The organism is Micromonospora sp. MH33 (assembly GCF_003013775.1).
Taxonomy (GTDB): domain Bacteria; phylum Actinomycetota; class Actinomycetes; order Mycobacteriales; family Micromonosporaceae; genus Micromonospora; species Micromonospora fulviviridis.
In genome coordinates this window covers 1-1,347 of sequence record NZ_MUYZ01000634.1, presented here as the reverse complement: position 1 = coordinate 1,347, position 1,347 = coordinate 1, and the positions used below count along the sequence as shown (strand labels likewise).

2 protein-coding genes are annotated in these 1,347 nt (G+C 77.4%); one reads left to right on the top strand and one right to left on the bottom strand.

Going from position 1 to position 1,347, the window contains the following annotated elements:
• On the top strand, window positions 1-638 hold a 638-nt coding region (locus B0E53_RS36525; protein ID WP_146167976.1), incomplete at its 5' end, for a type VII secretion protein EccE.
• Here the strand turns inward: B0E53_RS36525 and eccD are convergent.
• Window positions 622-1,347 (bottom strand): type VII secretion integral membrane protein EccD (gene eccD, locus B0E53_RS36520; protein WP_107079923.1); only part of this gene is annotated, 726 nt, incomplete at its 5' end. The genes B0E53_RS36525 and eccD overlap by 17 nt on opposite strands.

Below are 1,347 nucleotides of genomic sequence, written 5' to 3'. Positions count from 1 at the left end.
CCCAGACCCAGGTCGTCTCGCACACCCTGGTCTGGTACCCGGCGCCCGGCGCGCCCCCGGCGGCGCACCGCACGGTCTGGGTGGCGCTGCGCCTGTCGGTCGCCGACGCCCGCGCCGAGACGGTCAGCCGGGGCGGCGGCCTGCGCGGCGTGCACCGTACGGTCGCCGCCGGCATCGGCCGGCTCGGCAAGGCCCTCAACGCCGCCGGCCTCGGCCACCGGGTGCTCGGCCGGGAGGAGCTGCACGCGGCGGTGGTCTCCGGCGCCGGGCTCGACCTGGCCCCGGAATCCCCGGTGGAGAGCTGGACCAGCCTGCGCGGCGGTGGCTGGACGCAGCGGTGCCTGGCGCTGCGGGTCCGCCCCAACGGTTCGCTGGGCGCGCTGGTGGACGCGGTGACCGCCACCTCCGCCCCGTCGCACACGGTCGCGGCGGTGGTGCTCCCCGGCGGCCGGCAACTCCCGCCGCTGCTGCGCGTGGCGGCCATGGACGGCCACGCCGAGGCGCTGGTGAAGGTGGTCCGGGACGTGGCCCGCCGCTCCGGCGTGCCGGCCCGCCCGCTGGACGGGCAGCACGGGCCCGGCGTCTACGCCACCGCTCCGGTCGGCACCGCGATGGGGACGGTCACGGTCGAAGGTTGACGATCCAGCCGTAGAGGCCGCAGACCCAGACGGCCAGCGGCACCAGGGCGACGATCAGCAGGATCTCGACGATGTCCAGGGTGCGGCCCCAGACCGGCGAGATCCGCTTGCCCGCCACGGTGAGCCCGTAGATCAGGCTGATCACGGTCACCACCAGCAGGCCGCCCAGGATCAGCCCGAGCCGGACCGCGAGCGAGCCGGCGCCGAAGGTGGCCGCGGCGGCCAGCCCGAGGCCCACCGTGCCGGCCAGGAGCACCGGCGTGCGCTGGCCGCGGCCGAGGAACGGGCGGGCCCGCAGCAGCGCCAGCAGGGCCAGCACCAGGCAGAGCAGCACCGCCGGCAGCCGGCCGTTGTCGGCGAGCACCAGCTCGCCCCCGAGCACCAGCACCGACACCGTCCAGAGCAGGCCGGTGAGGAACGCGTCGGCCCGCTCGCTGTTGCGCAGCACCTGCGGGCCGTCCACCGACTCGGTGTCGCTCTTCAGGTCGTCCGGGCCGGTCGGGATCGACGGCACCGGCAGCCGGGCCAGCCGGTAGGAGATCATCGGCAGCGCCGGCAGCGCGCCGAACGCCACGGCCGCCACCACCGCCGCGGCGGCCGCCGCGCCGATGCCGAAGGCCAGGCAGAGCGCCGCGCCGAAGCCGACCGCCACGCCCACCCCGACCGCGCCGAGGAAGAGCGGCAGCCGGTCCCCGACGGCCAGCGCGGC